The sequence below is a fragment of the Virgibacillus pantothenticus genome (assembly GCF_018075365.1).
GTDB classification, from domain to species: domain Bacteria; phylum Bacillota; class Bacilli; order Bacillales; family Amphibacillaceae; genus Virgibacillus; species Virgibacillus pantothenticus.
Window position 1 is genome coordinate 1076427 of sequence record NZ_CP073011.1, and the last position, 16871, is coordinate 1093297.

Consider the following 16871-nt stretch of genomic DNA (forward strand, 5'->3'; position numbering starts at 1 on the left):
GTATTGAATTTCCTTTCAGTAAGCTTACAGTTTTGTAAGCATTGATTCATTACATTCCTAGTTGGATCTAGATTGGTATTTATTGAAACATTCGATATGTTTGCATAATGTTATTATTTATTAGCATTTGCAAGCAAAGATTCATCATGATACAAGTCACCAACCCATGGGCAAATGAATAGGCTGAGTGGTGAGGAGGCAGATAATATGAATCACAGTCATCAACATATATACGACGTTTGTAAAGATCATATGCATGCGTATGTGCTTATTGAGTTAGTAGATGGATCAAGTATTGACGGTATTATAACTGGTCTGGATCATGAATCAGTATACTTGGCAGTACCCTTAGAAGCACATGAACAACATCATTCGTATATGCAGCAAGGGGAAAATCCCCACCACAGACAATTCGGTTATGGATATCCAGGTTATGGCGGTCCTGGTTACGGCTATGGAGGATATGGATTTCCTCCGTACCGATTTAGACGGTTAATCTTACCACTTACAGCTTTAGCTGCACTAAGTATTTTACCATGGTATTGAATCGACCTCGCCAAAACGAAACCCTTGCCTAAAATCTTAAAAGGAGGCAAGGGCTTTACTTACATTGGTACATCATAAGTTGCCAAAAGCTATATGTAAGCTTTATTTCTATATAGCGTTATGAACAGCTAAACAAATAGTTTATGTATGAAAAGTATGAATGCCATATGGAAAGCAAACAAAGTAAGGGTGTGGTAACTCAGCCACACCGATTGTAGATCCCTTATAAAAAATGGTTCGTTTATTTTCAAGCAAAAGGAAAGCTACGCCAGCGATACCACACGCGGAGAAAAAGTATTTTTCTTTTTCAAGAACGCCAGTTTTAAGCCTTTGGTCTTCTTCAATCAGTGGGAGATAAGAAAACCCCCATTGATTGAAGGTTCACTTTATGGAACTTTCGTCACTTTAGTTATCTTCTTTCAAAATACCGTCGCCTAATACAGAGATCGTAATAAAAAAGACGACCGCTAAACCTATCGTTGCTGTTAAATTGAAAGGTTCACTTCCCATACTTGACAGGACATAGGATACAGCAGCCCCTATTAAACATGCCCAGATAAGTGTAACAATGTATCGCATGATAACACCTCATTTTTTTACAATAACTTTGATTACAAGTATTCTTCTTCTAGTTTACCAAAACATGCATGAAAAAAAAAGCATAACTTGCATTTATCCCGTATATAAGGTGCTGGAAGACTCCCACTTCAAGAGTTGAATAATCTGTACTGCAACAAGTCTAAGTAGGAGATAACATACCTAAATGCCTATTCGTAAGAGGCCTTTAGGTCATACCCTCGCGGTACTAACAATCAGTGGGCGATAAATGAAAACCCCCACTGATTGAAAATTCAATTTATCGAAATGCGCTATCATAATTGTTAAAAATAGAGCCATGGAGTATATTGGTTAATTTACTGTTAATATAGGACGGCGGTTAGTTCTTGAAATTTTTTAATAAAGATTTAGTTTTAATAAACAAGGGAGTGATGGGTTTGGTTACTTTAGTTGCTAATTGTAATCATTGGATTGGCTTTCATATTGTTAATGGGTTACTGGAACAAGGGTTGGAAGTAGAAGGTTTGGTAAACGATAAGAAAGATGATGGATTAACTCTTTTTTTTGGTAGAAACAGCAATTTCTCTTTTTTTATAGATAAAAAAAATAATCCGTATGATCAAATTATTCGGGTGGGAACAATGAACATAAATGCTAACCTTTCATCAGGGCTTTTTATGACTCTCGCACATCCAAGCACGGTAAATCACCTTACAAGTTCAAATGAATTATATATTGAATTACCGCTTTTATTTGGTGAATGGATGCCAATGACAGAAAGCGGTATGTATTTTCAAGGAGAATTTATTTCCTTTTCATCCGATAATTTTAATCAACATGCAACTTATATTCAGGATTTTGTCGCACGTTTTATTAACTGGTTAAGTACAACGGATTTACATCATATCAACCGCACTGTAAAAAAAATAAACCTTGATAAATTGGTGGGAATTCAGGACAATAGACCTAAAGAAGATAAAGTGAAACAGGTCATTCAGCACTATCAAAATTATCGGTTACGTAATGATTAAAGTTACTATACACTGAAACCATAAAGCGCCTAAGCGATTGTTCTTATTTTGCTATTGCTTATTGGACGCGCTATGCACATTTTAACTAACCCGAAAAAATGGCTTTGATTTGCCGCATATGCTGAATCAATTACTTCGTTTATACAACGTTAATAGACAGGAGTGCTCCAAATTGCGAATTTTTCTTGCAGTTGTCAGCGTGTTGATGATGCTAAGTATATTAAGTAGTTGCAGTTCTTCCCCAGCTCAAAAACAATTACAGAATGTAGGCATGCTTTTAAGTGAAAACATCTCTGATCAAGTATGGAATGAAAAAGGTTACCAAGGTCTTGTTTCATTAGGAGAAAAGTTTGGTATTGATGTGTTCTATAAAGAAAAAATTGTAACGGAAAAAGAGATTATCGAAGCAGTAGAGGAATTTTCAAATAAAGGAGTAAACCTTATTTTTGGGCACAATTCGCATTATGGAAAATACTTTGCAGATATTGCTGAAAATTATACGCATATTCACTTTGTTTATTTTAATGGATCTTATGCAGCAGAAAATGTAACCAGTTTTACATTCGATACGCATGCGGCGGGTTATTTTGCAGGTATGTTATCTGGAAAAATGACTGCTACAAATAAAGTAGGGATTGTTGCGGCTTATGAATGGCAACCAGAAATTGAGGGCTTCTTTGAAGGGGTTAAAAACGCAAATCCAGAAGTAGAAGTGGAATTGGCTTTTTTAAATGATTGGAATGATACACAAACAGCAAACGACGTCTATCAGCAAATGAAACTTGGTGGTACTGATGTTTTTTACCCGATAGGTGATGCCTTCAGTAAAGAAATAATTAAACAAGCAGAAAAAGATGATGTTTACGCAATTGGATATATGACAGATCAATCTGAATTAGCAGAGGATGTTGTTCTAACTTCGACTGTTCAACATGTAGACGAGCTTTACCATTATGTGGCTGAACAAATGAATGAAGGCAATTTAACTGGAGAATTGAAAACAGTCGATTTTCAGGATGGGGTTGTTTCTCTAGCGCCTTTCAATGATGAAGTACCTGTCTCTTATCAATATGAAATGAATCAGGCAATTGAACACTATACAGAGACTGGCTTATTCCCTCAATTGTAGTCTAACTGCAAAGCTTCAGCTTGCAAAAAATAAAGTGATACATTAAAATTAGTACCAAGTAATAATAATAGATAATAACTCATGAATGTTAAGGAGATGGAAAAATGGATGTTGGTGTTTTGGGTTTAGGACATTACGTGCCTGAAAAAGTCGTTACAAATCATGACTTAGAAAAGATCGTTGATACAAATGATGAATGGATTCGTACGAGAACAGGTATAGAAGAACGAAGAATAGCAGGAGAAGATATGGATACCTCAGATATGGCGTATTTAGCAGCAGAAAAAGCCATGAAAAATGCGAATCTGGCCCCTGAAAATATAGATCTTATTTTAGTCGCAACAGTAACCCCTGATACACCGTTTCCTTCTGTTGCCTGTATCATTCAGGACCGTTTAGGTGCGAAAAAAGCAGCAGCTATGGATATAAGCGCTGCATGTTCCGGATTTATGTATGGAATGGTAACGGCAAAGCAATTTATTGAAACAAACACATATAAACATGTCTTAGTCGTCGGGGTAGAAAAATTGTCAAAAATCACCGATTGGTCTGATCGCAGTACATGTGTGTTATTTGGTGATGGTGCGGGTGCTGCCGTCATAGGGCAGGTATCTGCTGGGAAAGGGATTCTTGCGTTTGAATTAGGAGCTAACGGAGCAGGGGGAAAAGAGTTAAGGCAAGAGAAAGATACTGGCTATTTATATATGAATGGACGTGAAGTGTTTAAATTTGCTGTTAGACAAATGCCAGAATCGTCTGTAAATGTTATTAAAGCTGCGGGATATGATGAAGATGATGTCGATTACTTAGTTCCACATCAAGCAAATATTCGTATTATGGAAGCTGCTCGTCAGCGTTTAGGAATTTCCGAAGAGAAGATGGCTAAAACCATTAAAAAGTATGGAAATAACTCTGCAGCCTCGATCCCAATAGCTTTGTCGGAATCTGTCTTAGATGGTAAAATAAAAGACGGTGACTTGATCGTTTTAGTTGGCTTTGGCGGGGGTTTAACGTGGGGAGCCTTGGCAATACGATGGGGAAGATAACTGTATGGAACTAGGAGGAAAACCATATGAAGCAAAGAAGAGTAGTAATTACAGGACTTGGTGCAGTTACACCAGTTGGAAATAACGTTAACGACATGTGGGAAAGTTTGATTTTTGGGAAATCAGGGATTGATTTTGTGACGAAAGTGGATAAAGAACAATTTCCTGCTAAAGTAGCTGCAGAAGTGAAAGATTTTGACCCAAGCCCATATATTGATAAAAAAGATGTTCGTAAAATGGATTTATTTACACAATATGCTGTTGTAGCATCGAAAATGGCGGTTGAAGATGCAGCACTACCTATTGATGATAGCAATCGAAATCGAGTGGGGGTTTGGATTGGTTGTGGTATCGGCGGAATGCAAACATGGGAAGATCAACATCGAAAGCTATTGGAAAAAGGTCCTAAACGGGTCAGCCCATTCTTTGTTCCAATGATGATTCCGGACATGGCTGCAGGTCAAGTATCTATTCAATTGGGAGCAAAAGGAATAAATTCTTGTACCGTGACTGCTTGCGCTTCTGGAGCAAGCTCTATTGGGGATGCATTTAAAGCTGTTCAACGTGGCGATGCCGATGCGATTATTACTGGCGGAACCGAAGCGCCTATATCGAACATGGCATTTGCCGGATTCTCCTCTGCCAGAGCACTTTCCGTAAATGAAAACCCTAAAAAAGCAAGCCGCCCATTTGACAAAAATCGCGATGGATTTGTGATGGGGGAAGGCTGTGGTATCTTAGTGCTGGAGGATTTAGAAACAGCATTGGCTCGCGGAGCTCATATTTATGCTGAAATTGTCGGTTACGGGGCTACCGGTGATGCTTATCACATTACTGCACCAGCTGAAAACGGGGAGGGTGCAGCACGTGCAATGGAAATGGCTTTAAATGATGCAGCCGTTGAGTCAACTGAAGTGGATTATATTAATGCACATGGAACTAGCACGGAGCTTAATGATAAATTTGAAACAGCCGCTATTAAGGCAGTGTTAGGTGACCACGCAAATGATGTTGCTATTTCTTCAACAAAATCAATGACAGGTCACTTATTGGGTGCTGCTGGAGGCGTAGAGTCTGTGATTTCTATAAAAGCGATTGTAGAAGATACGATTCCGCCAACTATTAATTATGAAGTTCCCGATCCTGACTGTGATTTAGATTATGTCCCAAATAAGGCAAGAAAGCAGAATGTAAATGTTGTACTAACTAATTCTCTTGGATTTGGTGGGCATAATGTTGCATTAGTTTTTAAAAAATATCAAGCTTAATAAAAAATGAAACTTCAATCACTGAGGGTCTTCTTTGGAATACTAAATTAAAGGCTAGATTGCAGAGGTGTTTATCCATACACTTTTTCTGCGCACAATAGGTCGCTACTGTTGGCTTCCTTGTCATTGAAAGAGAAGAATGCTTTTTTCGCGAGCCATGTTTTCTGTGGCACATCCTATTAAACCGAACGAATCGGGAATTTATATGCTGTTTTTTCTCGCTTAACCTTATTTTATGGCGCCCAACGCTTGAAGTAAGAGTCTACTTTATTTTTACATTTTTAAAAAAGTCGATCTATTTTGATCGGCTTTTTTTCATGTATGGAATAGGACAAGCATAGTCTATTAAAAAGGGACAAGGCAGGAGAGAAGAAAATGGGGTATGTGTTCTTATTTTTAATTGGCTTTGGCTTTTCTATTATGGGCGGAGTAACCATCATTGCATATATGAATTTCCTTCCAGCGGGTTTATCTTGGGGAGAATATATAAGCTTTATTACAAGCAGAGTGGAATGTTATTTTTTACCAATAGGGCTGTTGTTCATGCATATTGCTTTGAAACGTTATCCGAATCATTAATAGTAAATACAAACGTAATAGAATCCTTATTTCTGAAGTTCCTTATGTTATGATCCTTCAAATAAACTAGCCCTTTAACCTGTATGTTTAATCATAAAATCATAAATTAACATGTTACATATAGAATATTTTGTTCAATTGATGGTCATAATGTATGTTAAGTTCAGATTGAAAAGTGAGGGTTGTTTTATGCTATACATGCATGATGTTTGGGTAAATTGGTTTGAGGGAGAAGAAAATGGCTATAACGTCTGTTATTTTCACGAATGGCGTAAAGAGGATGGTATTGAACTACTAGATCAGGTACCGTTGTTATACATAACAGAGGAATTGTTTTTTTATATTGAAAATGATATGCAAGAGCTCCCAAAACCATTATTAGACGCGATTTATAAACGTGCTTATATGCGGAAAGGGCAGGAAAGAACTGTTCTCGAATATGCTAGTGTTATAACAGATGGGAATAATACCCTTGTATTTGATACGATTGGATATCGAATTCCGGTGCGGAAAAGTAGACTAATTCCTAGACAGGAACAACTTGTCTATGACATGATTAAAAACGCAAAAGTGCAGTCGTACAAATATGTCGCTAAAAATTATAAGAAAGAATATCACATGCTATCTATGCCACCGGAACTTATTTTCGGGTTAACTAGAAGAGAACGTCAGTTGAAACAATTACTTATGATAGGGTTAGATCAGTTGCGAACAACGAATCATTTAGAAGAATTACGTTATTGGTTAACTGAATGGGACCCGAAGCGTTACCCGTATATTCGGTTTATGGATGAAGATGCAGTTTGGACTGCATTATATGAAGGTGTAAAAGAAGGATGGAGTTATAGACATGAGGATTTATGCCGCAAGCTCATTAAAGGACAACCTTTCTTGGAGAAGATGTGGGAAATAGAAAATGGACAAGAACAAAATGCCTCACAGTAATGGGGTACACGAAAAAGCGGGTGAACTGTTTATATAGCTTCGCCCGCTTTTTTAATTACTACTCCGTGTAATGGCGCACTAAGAGGACCTTCCACTCTTACATGGTAAAACCCGACTGATAAGCAAGGGACCACCACAAGTCAAGTGTCCGATTCTGTTCAAAGACCTTTAGTTTGGGGTACTAACCATCAGTGAATATTTTTATCGCGTATTTAAAGTGCTGTAAGACTCCCACTTCAGGCAGTTGGGTAAATAGTATAACAACAAGTCTAAGGGGGAGATAACAGCACTTAAATGCCCTGTTTCGTATTGAGGCCTTTAGGTCATTTCCTTGGGCTTCTAACAAGCCGTGGGGGATGAGTGAAAACCCCGCTGATTGAAGAATCCCTTTATCTATCACACTGATTTAAAGTTCTTACTTTATGCCAATTACGAAGTCTATCGTGTACTTTTCGAAACGAATAAGTTCATACGCTTAAAAATAGCTGGATTGTTTAGCTACCGGAACTAGCTATTTTTTCTTTTTTACTCTTCCTAAGCCCATCGCTTTTTTTGCTTTCACAACAGTACGATTAGCAATGATGGAAGCTTTTTCGGCTCCTGCATCTAAAATGGTGTCCAATTGGTCAGATTCCAATAAGGAATAATATTTGTCTTGGATTGGTTTTAACACATCGATTATTGCATTAGCTGTCCCTTGTTTAAATTCGCCATAACCTTTTCCTGCATATTTTTCTTCCAGTGCTTCGATTGTTTCGCCGGAGCAAATGGAATGGATAGACAACAGATTAGATACCCCTGGCTTGTTTTCTTTATCGTATTTCACTATTCCTTCTGAATCAGTTACTGCACTCTTTATTTTCTTTTCAATCCGTTTCGGTTCATCGAGCATAGATATAAATCCTTTTTCATTTTCGTCCGATTTACTCATTTTCTTTATCGGATTTTGCAAGGACATAATTCGAGCGCCAACCTTTGGAATACTCACTTCAGGCACAGTAAAGATATCATTATATTTATTGTTGAATCGTTGTGCCAAATTTCTCGTTAATTCTAAATGTTGCTTTTGATCTTCTCCAACAGGAACAATATCTGCTTGATATAATAAAATATCAGCTGCCATCAGGACAGGATAGGTCAATAAGTTTGCAGGAATGGCAGTTTCTCTATCCGCAGACTTATCTTTAAATTGCGTCATTCGCTCTAATTCCCCCATATAGCTAATCGATTGCAACATCCATCCAAGTTGCGTATGGGCAGGTACTTCTGATTGAATAAATAAGATTGATTTTTTTGGATCAATCCCAGCTGCTAAATATAAGGCTGCAAGCGATCGAATGTTATTTCGAAGTTTTAATCGATCTTGCGGAACGGTAATAGCATGTTCGTCAACAATGCAAAAATAACATGTGTTGTCATCTTGAAGCTCCGTAAAGTGTTTTAGTGCCCCAAGGTAATTTCCCAATGTTAATGTACCACTAGGTTGAATTCCTGAAAAAATCGTTGCCATCTTGTTCACTCCTATGTTAGTTTTTTCCATACAAAAAAGTTCAATCATTCCCTATAATAGGGACGATTGAACCGCGGTGCCACCCTTAATTATTCTACATTTTATGTAGAATCACTTGAAAGTTCATTAGCTCGAAAGCCCAATTCCAATTTACCTTGATGCTTATTTCCACCAACCATAAGCTCTCTAAAAATCAGCGGGCAATTGTACTTTATCTTTGTCATCGCTAGTAATATTGAGTTTTTATTATTATATAAATCTTAGTTGGAAATTGCAAGTAGCACGGATTATATCTTGATCGTGCTTCGACATGTCGTTTAACTATATATATGGAATGAAGACATTGTCTCCTGTAAACTGGAAATAGCTTTCGTGAAAGTCAAAGCTAGATGTTATGCGATGCGATAACTTCTGTCGATCTGTTCTTTTAGTAAACGATAGGCCTCGGTAATATCCTTTGCTTTAATTATAATTTTTTTCTCATTTGGAATTTGTTTCGTTGTATAGTCGTATAAAGGGTCATAATAATATTCTAGCAATAGCCTAACAGCAATATCGTAACGTCCTAACTTTAAATCCTCTTCAATGGTTTTAGCGATCGGTGTGTGGATCCGCTTCTTTATACGTCTAAAAGCCTCAAGACATGCTTTTTCGTGCTTCCAAGGCTGGTATTCATTTATAATTTCCTTCGTTCGTTGTTCAATAGGAACTTCAATAATAAATTGCATGCCTTGTGCTTTCTTTGCTAATAGAAAGTCAGGTAACAGTACGCGTCCAATTCGTTTACTTTCACCTTCAACGAGTATAACAGGTGATTGCTTGAACAATTCAATTTGTTCTATAAGCAGTGCATCAAATGTTTTTTGGTTATGTGGTTGTAAGCCAATTTGACCAAATATGGAACCACGGTGGTTAGCCATTCCTTCCAGATCAATGACGGGGTAATTTTCCTGTGCTAACTTTTTAAGCATTTTTGTTTTCCCTGAGCCTGTATGGCCATTTAGCACCAATGCCTTGGCATTCCACTCTAGGTTTTCCATCGTTTGCACAACCCAATTCCGATAGCAGCGGTAGCCGCCTTTCAAGCGATGAACATGAATCCCCATTAAATCTAAAACAGTAGCCGATGTTTTACTGCGCATACCGCCACGCCAACAAAACACCACCTTTTTACCTTCTATCTTAGAAAAACGCTTTACAAAATCGGGGAGCTTGGCAGAAATAATTTGTAATCCTCGTTCCTTAGCAGTTTCCGGGCTCACTTGCTTATATAATGTACCAATCTCTGCTCTTTCTACATCGTTAAAAAATGGAATATTAATACTACCGGGAATAGTGGCGTTGTTATACTCGGAAGGAGATCGTACGTCAATAAGCGCTAGTTTCTCTGTTCGCATGATTGACCGTAATTCTTCGATAGTCATATCTTGAAACAATGTTTTGCCACCTCTTTCCATTACTCCTGTACGTAAATATGCGCCTTCGTATCTTCTGTAGCCTCGCCAATAATTGCAGCGGGTATACCAGCTGTTTGTAAATTAGCAAGCAACTGATCTGCCTCGTCGTCTCCTACAGCCATTAGCAGACCGCCAGAGGTAACAGCATCACATAAAATCCATTGATCTATTTGGTCCATGCTATTTGGAAAAGTCACCTTTCCTTGCACATGTTGAAAATTGTTCTTTGTTCCCCCAGGGACCGCGCCTAATGCTGCGAGCTCTTTAACTCTAGGCAATTTAGGAACTAGATGGTCATAAATATTTAGGCTGATCTCACTAGCAACTGCCATTTCGGTAGCATGTCCCAACAATCCAAAGCCAGTGACGTCTGTACATGCATGAACATGATAATGCTGCATGATATCAGCGGCTGTTTTATTTAAAGTAGCCATTACTTCAGTGACATGCTTGGTTTCGGCATCTGTAAGTAAATTTCGCTTAATCGATGTCGTTAAGACACCTACACCAATTGGTTTTGTCAGGATTAGTTTATCATTTGGCTGTACCTCGCTGTTTGTTCGTACTTTGTCAGGATGTACGATCCCGGTTACGGCGAGACCGAATTTGGGTTCCTTGTCATCAATGGAATGTCCGCCTACTAACGCAACACCTGCTTCTGCCAATTTATCACCAGCGCCACGTAGTATATCAGTTAAAATTTGCTTATCTAAGGTGGAGACTGGGAAAGCAACGATATTCAATGCCGTTATTGGTGTACCGCCCATAGCGTAAATATCACTAATGGCGTTAGCTGCGGCAATTTGTCCAAATGAATATGGATCATCTACGATGGGTGTGAAGAAATCTACTGTTTGCACGATGGCCGTATCTTCATTAATTTGATATACTCCTGCATCATCACTCGTATCTAAACCGACAAGGACGTTTCGGTTTGGAGTGGGCGAAGGGAGCTGTTTTATTATGTCTGCTAAATCAGCAGGGCCGATTTTACAGCCACAACCTCCTTTGGTAGTAAGTGTGGTAAGCTTCACATTATTCTTCGTCATAAAGAAGACTTCCTTTCTTAATATATCTATTCCATATTATAGAACAAACTTTTTAATTTTGCATATAGGGGGCGGTTATGTATATGAATACGCGACAAAATACTCATGTTTCAAACTGTAATTAGTTAGCGTTTAATAAAGAGGAAGCTTCCTTCTACCGTTCCCTATTTCTAATTAACCAGTAATATAGGAAATGGTAATCATTTTCAACATAAAATGATATTTTTCATTCAAAATTGACATACTTTCCTTTATACTAGAATCATATTATTAAAATGGAGATTGATATGTATGAAAAAAACTCGGAATCTACTAATCTCAGCGATTAGCATTGCATTACTAAGTGTTCCTGTAATTGTACATGGAGAAGAAACTACAACTGCTAGTTTACATCAAGAGCGTGAATTTAGTCTTAAGCCGTTAGACGATAAAATGAAACGGTTTGTACATAAGTCAGATTATCAGTTTGAATATCCAGATGCAGTACGTGGTATATATGTTACTGGAAATTCTGCAGGAGGAAGTAAATTCAACTCCCTTGTTGATCTTATTGAGAAAACCGAATTAAACACGATGGTTATTGATGTGAAAGAAGATAATGGCCATTTAACCTTTACACCTGAGGAAGGATCTCCATATGAAGATATGGCACAAGATTATATTAAGGAACCAGAGAAAATGATGGAGGTGCTTGAAGAAAAAGGGATCTACCCGATTGCTAGGATCGTTGTCTTTAAAGATTCTGTTCTTGCAAAGAAACGTCCTGAACTTTCATTCAAGAAAAACGGGCAAGTGTGGGTTAATGGTAAAGGTGAAGCGTTTGTTAATCCTTTCCAAAAAGAAGTGTGGGAATATAACATAGAAGTAGCCAAAATGGCAGCAAAAATGGGCTTTCAAGAAATACAATTCGACTATGTTCGTTTTCCAGAAGGTTTTGAAACAAGAGATAAGGAATTGGATTATAGCTTAGGAGATTATAAGGACAGTGATTTAGATGATGTTCAAAAACGCGTCCAAGCAGTCACTGATTTTGTGAAATACGCTCGAGAAGAATTATCCAATTATGATGTGGATGTCTCTGTAGACATTTTTGGCTACGCGGCTACAATTGAAGAGGCACCAGGAATTGGGCAAAATTTCTCCAAAATATCTGAGAACGTAGATATTATTTCATCGATGATTTATCCGAGTCATTGGACTTCCTATTTTGGTATTGAAAATCCAGACGCAGAGCCATACAAATTAGTGAAAGAATATGCGAAAGTAGAAAATAAAGTATTGGGAGCATTAGAAGAACCTCCATTATCAAGACCTTGGCTACAGGACTTTGAAGCACCATGGTTATATTCAGGTGCAACGAAACAATACGGAAAAGCTGAAGTAGAAGCACAAATTAAGGCATTGTATGAGAATGGAATAAACGAATTCCTGCTTTGGAATGCTGGTAATACGTATACAGAAAATGTTGATTATACAATTGGATTAAAAGAGTAATAAAGATGATGGAAAAGCTTGCTTTTTTCTTGAAAAAGTAAAGCTTTTCCATTTTCTATTTCTTTTTGCATGAAACCCCATCCATATGTGAAATCTAAAATAAGTGTAGTGGCAATTTAACAAATATTCTTTTTTTCGTTATACTTATAAGGACTACGAAAAACAAGGGAGTAGATCAATGAATTGGTACGTGAAGTTAAATAAGTATTTTCCAGTAGAAGAGATGAAGTCAAAGGAACATATGGAGAGACTATTGGAAGAAAAAGCTGACGTCTACTATAAGGATGAAAGTGATTTGCATGTATTGATGTATGCGGAATTTGATACGTTCATTTTTATTGATTATTTATGGGTGTCAGCTAAAGCAAGAGGGAAAGGAATTGGGCATTCTTTAATTAAGAAATTAAAAGAAAAAAGTAAACCGATTATCTTAGAGGTAGAGCCAGTGGATTATGAAGATACGGATACAGCAAAACGTTTGCATTTTTATAGGAGAGAAGGTTTTACACACGCACAATCCATTGGATACAGCAGACGTTCACTTGCTACCGATAAAGATACACAAATGGAAATACTATATTGGTCGCCAAATAATGAATCAGAGGATTTTATATATGAACAGATAAAGCAAATGTATGAGGATATCCATACGTATAAGGATAAAGAAGTTTATGGTCAGTCTTACCAGCATGTAGATGAAGTTTTAACATATGATGAGAATCGAGAAATGAATAATATTTTTGATGATTTGCAAGTTGATAAGTAAATGGAATAGAAAATAGGCTGGAACAAAACTAAAACAGCTGATTAAAAAATGAACAATAAATCAGTCCTTGTGTAAACACAAGTTTTTAGCGTAGTCAAAATATGCGGGAATAGCTCGAGCTGAAGATCTCGCAGGAAATGTCCTTTGCTTTCCGAGGAAGCTGAGGAGACCTGCGGAAAGCGAAGTATTTTGACATAGCGGTGATAGAAATTTTTTTTAATGCAAATAAGCCGAACAATTATAAATGGATTGTTCGGTTTTTGCTATTTAGTATTTGCTTATGTCCCAGTCTCTTTTCTACAATTTACAAGCATTTGGTGGACGCATGGAACATTGGCGGGATGCGTGCAATGTAAATCTTCTATGAAAATTATTTAAGAGAAGGGAACCTTAGCCAACTTCTTCTGTTTTAGACAAATGATTCAGTTTAGCAGCCAGCCCGAGTTCAGAGCTATAGATGCCTCGTCACTGGAAACAAAAACCTCTTTAAGTGCATAAGCATTTGAACCGTGTTCGATAAAATCCAGCCTGGCTATTTCTTCTTCTTTTGAAACCCGCAATGAAGTTACTTGCTTGATGACCCATAGAAGAGTGCCTAAACAAGCCGTAGTCCAAAAGACAACTGCCATAACACCAACACTTTGAATGCCAAGTTGTATTAAACCATTTCCATTGAATAAACCGGAAGAAGTTGAAAAAAGACCGACTGCCAATGTCCCCCAAATACCGCATAGTCTGTGAACTGCAATTGCTCCAACCGGATCATCAATTCTTAGTTTTGCATCTAATAAATGGATTCCTTCAACTAGTTAATTATTGCACAAATTCTTTTCCTTTTTTCCCAGTTCGAATTCGAATTGCTTCTTCCACCTGGGATACAGATATTTTTCCGTCCCCAACGTTACCTGTATGATAATGGGTGAGAATGACTTCAATAATGTCATCGACTTGTTGTTCTGTTACTACTGTTTCAACTTTAATTTTAGGTAAAAGCTCCATGTGGAAATAATTTCCACGGAACGATCCTTCCTGCCCTTTTTGCTTTCCGGTCCCTGCAGCTTCGGTAATGGTCAAGCCACCAACTCCTGCCTGAGAAAGTGCTTTGCGTAAAAGCTGAAATTTTTCTGGTCGAATAATGGCTTTAATTTTTTCAAATCCAACTCTCCTCTCGCGTTAGGAAACCTAACATATAAATTTATTTAAAATATCATAATGGGTAATAAAATAAAATCAAGGATATTTTTTAAATTTATCCAAAAATTTAGCGCCAAATCTTCAATAAAATAGAGAAAATGTGTAATTTTTTCATATAGCAGGTTTAAATAAAAATAATTATGGGTAATTTACAAGTAATTGATAAAAAATAATTTCATGAATAAGTGCAAAACCTAAATTTTTCTCAAATATCCTCTACCTTTCGCTTGACATTTGTAGTATAATCTACATATAAGGTAATTTAAACTTATTTTAATTTGATAAAACATTCAAAGTTTATAAAGGAATAAACTATTTAGAATGAGGAGTGAAGTTTTTGATGGTTACACTTTATACCTCACCAAGTTGTACATCGTGTAGAAAAGCTAAAGCATGGTTGGAAGAACATAATATACCGTTTACGGAACGTAATATATTTTCCGAACCGTTAACATTGGATGAAATAAAGGAAATTTTGCGTATGACTGAAAATGGTACGGATGAAATTATTTCAACTCGGTCAAAAGTTTTTCAAAAATTAGATGTAAATATTGATCAATTACCGATGAAAGACCTCTTTAATTTAATTCAGCAAAACCCAGGCCTCTTGAGAAGACCAATTATTTTAGATGAAAAGCGTCTCCAAGTAGGTTATAACGAAGACGAAATCCGTCGTTTCCTTCCAAGAACAGTACGTACATTTCAATTACGTGAAGCGCAGAGAATGGTTAACTAACCTTGTGCATGAAAGGGTAGGTTTATTTAGGGAAAATGACTGTGGTAGCATATTAAAGCAAGTATAAGTGGACGGCAACTTTGAGGGATTAGTAAAAAACACAGACCTTACGTTTGGTTCTGTGTTTTTTTACATGGAAACATATATACTCATTTGCCTAAATGTGAATTATAAGCCTAATAGTAAGGAGGCGAACGTATTAAAATACCACAAGCAGGTAAAAAAAGTAGGCTATTTCTTATTGCCAAATTCGTAACAAAAAGAACGTGACAAATCTTTAAATATAGGTTAAAATATGATACTAATTAAATAGGCATATATGTTTCCAAATCGTCTCTTCTTATCATACAATATGATTAAGTGTATAGTTTTCTTTTTTAAAGGTTTCCTTGGTTGAAAAGAGGAGAGAATGTGAAACTTTTATGCTGAATACAATAAGGTTAAGAATAAACAAATAAGGGTATTGTGCTATAAGTTGTATGTGGTAAGACGTACCTTCCACCTACCTAAAAAAGAAGGGGGAGAAAAAAATGGAAATTGAAAGAATAAATGAAAATACAGTTAAGTTTTACATTTCATATATGGATATTGAAGATCGCGGTTTTGAGCGTGAAGAAATTTGGTACAATCGAGAACGAAGTGAACAGTTATTCTGGCAAATGATGGATGAAGTGAATTATAAAGAGGATTTCAATGTCGATGGACCTTTATGGATTCAAGTTCAAGCTCTAGAGAAGGGTCTGGAAATAATTGTAACAAAGGCACAAATTTCTAAAAATGGTGACAGCATCGAATTACAAACAGATGATGGAAATACGGTAGATTTTCCTGTGGACAAGAAAATTGAAAATATGTTGGAAGACAGGTTTGGCAAAGAAGATGATGAAGAAGTTAGTGAGCCAGATAGTGACGAAAATCTTTGGATTATTGTTAGCTTCAAAGACTTTGAAGATGTTATACAGTTAAGCCACTACTTTACTAATGACGATGTTGGAACAATAGAAACATTGTACCATTACAACGATATCTATTATTTATATATGGAATTCTCAGAAGAGGATTTAGAAGAAGAAGAACAAGAGAATATGATTAGCAAAGTTTTTGAGTTTGGTAACGATACAGATATTACCATTCATGTATTATCCGAATATGGAAAAATAATCTTTGATCGTAACACGTTTTCAGAAGTTAGATCACATTTCCCAGCAAATATATAGGCACTCAGGATGGGTGCCTATATATTTAATTCCTCCATATCCCTAGGGTACATTTAATATATTCCAATTCCTTTCAGTTTTGACTTCTCTCATATTTCAATGCTTTTCTATTTAGGATTTTCAACTTTTGTATACCTCAATAAATTATCTCTATTTGTCTTTTCATCAATATGATTTCGCTTTCAAACAGTAGAATAAGATAAGCTACCTTAGCACAGCGTCTACATGAGCTGAAAACTATAAAATACGGATTGTTCAGTTTGCTAGGATAAAGAAATGCGCTGTTGTGATCTAGCATGGTTTCTAACTCATATTTGCAATTTTAGACTTATCCTAGTTCAAAGTG

General features: G+C 36.7%; 17 protein-coding genes and 1 other annotated feature. Of the genes, 11 read left to right on the forward strand and 6 right to left on the reverse strand.

The features are described from left to right. The first annotated feature begins 207 nt into the window (after window positions 1-207). A complete protein-coding gene (locus KBP50_RS05090) occupies window positions 208-546 on the forward strand; it encodes a hypothetical protein (RefSeq protein ID WP_050350298.1) in 339 nt (112 codons plus the stop codon). Between the two features lie 405 nt (window positions 547-951). On the opposite strand, the gene KBP50_RS05095 is transcribed toward KBP50_RS05090, so the two are convergent. Next, window positions 952-1125, reverse strand: coding sequence for a YjzD family protein (locus KBP50_RS05095; protein ID WP_072741003.1), 174 nt, complete (start codon window positions 1123-1125; stop codon window positions 952-954). Between the two features lie 365 nt (window positions 1126-1490). Between KBP50_RS05095 and KBP50_RS05100 the strand changes: the two genes are divergently transcribed. The 6 genes from KBP50_RS05100 (at window position 1491) to KBP50_RS05125 (ending at window position 7102) form a co-directional block, all read left to right on the forward strand. Further along, window positions 1491-2135: a hypothetical protein gene (locus KBP50_RS05100; protein ID WP_050350299.1), complete on the forward strand. Its 645-nt coding sequence runs from the start codon at window positions 1491-1493 to the stop codon at window positions 2133-2135. A 172-nt stretch (window positions 2136-2307) separates the two neighbouring features. Continuing rightward, window positions 2308-3264 (forward strand): BMP family ABC transporter substrate-binding protein, encoded by a 957-nt coding sequence (locus KBP50_RS05105; protein ID WP_236691357.1) that lies wholly within the window; start codon window positions 2308-2310, stop codon window positions 3262-3264. Window positions 3265-3368: 104 nt separating this feature from the next. After that, complete coding sequence (locus KBP50_RS05110) at window positions 3369-4310, forward strand: beta-ketoacyl-ACP synthase III (RefSeq protein WP_050350300.1); 942 nt, start codon at window positions 3369-3371, stop codon at window positions 4308-4310. A gap of 26 nt (window positions 4311-4336) precedes the next feature. Beyond that, complete coding sequence (gene fabF, locus KBP50_RS05115) at window positions 4337-5578, forward strand: beta-ketoacyl-ACP synthase II (protein WP_050350301.1); 1242 nt, start codon at window positions 4337-4339, stop codon at window positions 5576-5578. A gap of 375 nt (window positions 5579-5953) precedes the next feature. Continuing rightward, window positions 5954-6157 (forward strand): YuzI family membrane protein, encoded by a 204-nt coding sequence (locus tag KBP50_RS05120; RefSeq protein WP_050350302.1) that lies wholly within the window; start codon window positions 5954-5956, stop codon window positions 6155-6157. Window positions 6158-6346: 189 nt separating this feature from the next. Further along, on the forward strand, window positions 6347-7102 hold the full coding sequence (locus KBP50_RS05125; RefSeq protein ID WP_050350303.1) for a YjbA family protein: 756 nt from the start codon (window positions 6347-6349) through the stop codon (window positions 7100-7102). Window positions 7103-7613: 511 nt separating this feature from the next. Here the strand turns inward: KBP50_RS05125 and trpS are convergent. The 3 genes from trpS to selD form a co-directional block, all read right to left on the reverse strand. Continuing rightward, the gene (gene trpS, locus KBP50_RS05130) at window positions 7614-8612 is read right to left on the reverse strand and encodes a tryptophan--tRNA ligase (protein WP_050350304.1); all 999 of its coding nucleotides are present in this window, start codon (window positions 8610-8612) and stop codon (window positions 7614-7616) included. A 55-nt stretch (window positions 8613-8667) separates the two neighbouring features. Beyond that, window positions 8668-8845 (reverse strand) — a binding site (T-box leader). A gap of 159 nt (window positions 8846-9004) precedes the next feature. After that, complete coding sequence (mnmH, locus tag KBP50_RS05135) at window positions 9005-10048, reverse strand: tRNA 2-selenouridine(34) synthase MnmH (protein ID WP_050350448.1); 1044 nt, start codon at window positions 10046-10048, stop codon at window positions 9005-9007. Window positions 10049-10068: 20 nt separating this feature from the next. Continuing rightward, entirely contained in the window at window positions 10069-11118 is a 1050-nt protein-coding gene (gene selD / locus KBP50_RS05140; protein ID WP_050350305.1) for a selenide, water dikinase SelD, read from the reverse strand. A 291-nt stretch (window positions 11119-11409) separates the two neighbouring features. Here selD and KBP50_RS05145 point away from each other — a divergent pair, with 291 nt between their 5' ends. Beyond that, window positions 11410-12612 carry a putative glycoside hydrolase gene (locus KBP50_RS05145; RefSeq protein WP_050350306.1) on the forward strand — a complete coding sequence of 401 codons (1203 nt, stop codon included), beginning with the start codon at window positions 11410-11412 and terminating at the stop codon, window positions 12610-12612. Window positions 12613-12790: 178 nt separating this feature from the next. Continuing rightward, on the forward strand, window positions 12791-13378 hold the full coding sequence (locus tag KBP50_RS05150; RefSeq protein ID WP_050350307.1) for a GNAT family N-acetyltransferase: 588 nt from the start codon (window positions 12791-12793) through the stop codon (window positions 13376-13378). Window positions 13379-13800: 422 nt separating this feature from the next. On the opposite strand, the gene KBP50_RS05155 is transcribed toward KBP50_RS05150, so the two are convergent. Continuing rightward, window positions 13801-14175 carry an ammonium transporter gene (locus tag KBP50_RS05155; protein ID WP_082240858.1) on the reverse strand — a complete coding sequence of 125 codons (375 nt, stop codon included), beginning with the start codon at window positions 14173-14175 and terminating at the stop codon, window positions 13801-13803. Window positions 14176-14191: 16 nt separating this feature from the next. After that, window positions 14192-14524 (reverse strand): P-II family nitrogen regulator, encoded by a 333-nt coding sequence (locus KBP50_RS05160; protein ID WP_050350309.1) that lies wholly within the window; start codon window positions 14522-14524, stop codon window positions 14192-14194. Between the two features lie 388 nt (window positions 14525-14912). Between KBP50_RS05160 and spxA the strand changes: the two genes are divergently transcribed. Together spxA and mecA are read left to right on the forward strand one after the other, a co-directional pair. Beyond that, window positions 14913-15308, forward strand: coding sequence for a transcriptional regulator SpxA (gene spxA / locus KBP50_RS05165; RefSeq protein ID WP_050350310.1), 396 nt, complete (start codon window positions 14913-14915; stop codon window positions 15306-15308). A 530-nt stretch (window positions 15309-15838) separates the two neighbouring features. Beyond that, window positions 15839-16525 carry an adaptor protein MecA gene (gene mecA, locus KBP50_RS05170; protein WP_050350311.1) on the forward strand — a complete coding sequence of 229 codons (687 nt, stop codon included), beginning with the start codon at window positions 15839-15841 and terminating at the stop codon, window positions 16523-16525. Window positions 16526-16871: the final 346 nt, after the last annotated feature.